The 1,693-nt window shown below is 68.0% G+C and carries 2 protein-coding genes; both read left to right on the top strand.

Annotated elements, in window-relative coordinates:
• The first annotated feature begins 271 nt into the window (after positions 1–271).
• On the top strand, positions 272–931 hold the full coding sequence (locus tag ETD85_RS62135) for a hypothetical protein (RefSeq protein ID WP_138699071.1): 660 nt from the start codon (positions 272–274) through the stop codon (positions 929–931).
• Complete coding sequence (locus ETD85_RS62130) at positions 928–1,572, top strand: hypothetical protein (protein WP_138699070.1); 645 nt, start codon at positions 928–930, stop codon at positions 1,570–1,572. Before ETD85_RS62135 ends, ETD85_RS62130 begins: the two co-directional genes overlap by 4 nt.
• The last annotated feature ends 121 nt before the right edge of the window (positions 1,573–1,693 follow it).

Raw genomic sequence — 1,693 nt, 5'->3', positions numbered from 1 at the left:
GTTTCGGCGGGGGGCCGGGGTCGGGGTGCAGCAGGATGTACTGCCAGCCCAGGTAGATGCGGTCCGCCTGGAGCTGCGCATGCTCGGGATGCACGTCCGTCACGTGACCCTCCGGCCGCGATATGTCATTAGGTGTAGGGGCCTGCCCTCTCCGCTCCGTGACAGCGTATGAGCTACAACCCCCATAGCGGCAGGGTTCTCGGCAATTCGACCAGTCCGATGGGAGCATTGCGGCAGATGGGACAACCGAGACCTATTACCATTCCTACCCATGACGGAACCCTCCGGCGGCAGCGAGAACAAGCCCAGACGCCCGGTAGCGGTGCCCGCAGTGGCTTTGACGGCTTTCACCGCCATCGGCATCACCGCCTTGCTGGGCGGTCTCGGCGAGGCCGCGGACGCGCCTGACGCGCTGGGCCCTGGGGCGGTGCTCGACCAGGCCCTGTTCGACACCAAGTTCGTCGAGTCGCGGGTGACGACGGAGAAGGCCGAGACCCAGTTCGACGAGGACAAGCGGTTCGTGGAGCTGGTCTTCGACGTCACCAACAAGGGCGACGAGACCGCGTCGGTCGGGCTGCCTCCGGCCAAGCCGAACCAGGTCTCGTTCCCGTCCTTCGGCGGCTCGCTGGTCAAGATCACCCCGGCCTTTCCCGAAGACGCCGGCCCGTTCGCCTACGCGTTGAGCAAGGGCGGCGAGACCCGCCAGCTCCACCCTGGCGTGACCAGCCGGGTCATCGTCCGCTATCGGCTCAAGGACAACGAGCAGCCGCCGGAGAAGATGGTCCTGGACGTGGCGTCCTTCGAGTTCAGAAGCGATTTCAACAACGTCACCCCCGAATGGTCGATGGTATCCAAAGAGGAGAAGGACAAGCTCGTACCGGAAATCAAGGCGCGGGTGACCCTGCCGGTCAAGAAGGGCGGCGCAGCGTGACCGCCACCGAGCAACGCTCCGGCGTCGCCCCCGCCCGGCGCAGCAGGCGGGCCGGGCGCCGTCGCGACGGGTCCAAGCTGCTCGGCCTGGTGGCCGGGCTGATCCTGGTGGGCGGCGCGATCGGGATGCAGACCCTCTCGCTCTCCGAGGGCGAGATAGGCGACCCGCTGACCTATGCCGGGGAGAAGGGCGAGACCGTGGACGCCGGGCGCTTCACCGTGCGGCTCGACTCGTTCGTCACGGCGAAGTCGATCCAGAACGGCTCCAAGACGGTGGCGACCGACAACCTCTTCCTCGTCGTCAGCGCCGCCGCCAAGTCCAGCCTCAAGCCCTACCACCTCGGCCAGCCGCTGCTGGTGACGTCCGACGGCAAGACGTTCGACGCCACGGACCGGGTGGACAGCAGCGTGACGCTGGCCGCCAAATGGGCGCAGCCGGAGATCTGGGTGAGCGGGCGGTTCTTCTTCGAGGTCCCGGCCTCGGCGCTGCCCGGCGCGGCGGTGCGGTTCCGCCTGCCGCCGACGGCGGGGCTCCAGGAGCCGTACCGGCCGGAGGTCGAGTTCGATCTCGGGCTGGACGAGGAGGGCGCGCGCAAGCTCGCGGGCTCGGCGCAGGCCGTCTACTCGACTGTTGAGAAGTGATCGCAGCATGAGCACGAACGACGAGCGCGACTGGTTCTCGCCCAAGAACGACCAGCGCGACCAGGACCAGCCCCCGCCGCCGAGCCAGGAGCCCCCGCTGTCTCTGATAACCATCCGATGT

Origin of the sequence: Nonomuraea zeae (genome assembly GCF_005889725.1) — a bacterium.
Taxonomy (GTDB): Bacteria; Actinomycetota; Actinomycetes; order Streptosporangiales; family Streptosporangiaceae; genus Nonomuraea; species Nonomuraea zeae.
Note: the sequence above shows the minus strand (reverse complement) of the source record. Positions and strands in the feature narration are given on the sequence as shown.

What these genes read in the sequence shown, in the direction of transcription:
- ETD85_RS62135 (WP_138699071.1), top strand. Translation starts at nt 272, where the DNA reads ATGACGGAACCCTCCGGCGGCAGCGAGAACAAGCCCAGACGCCCGGTA.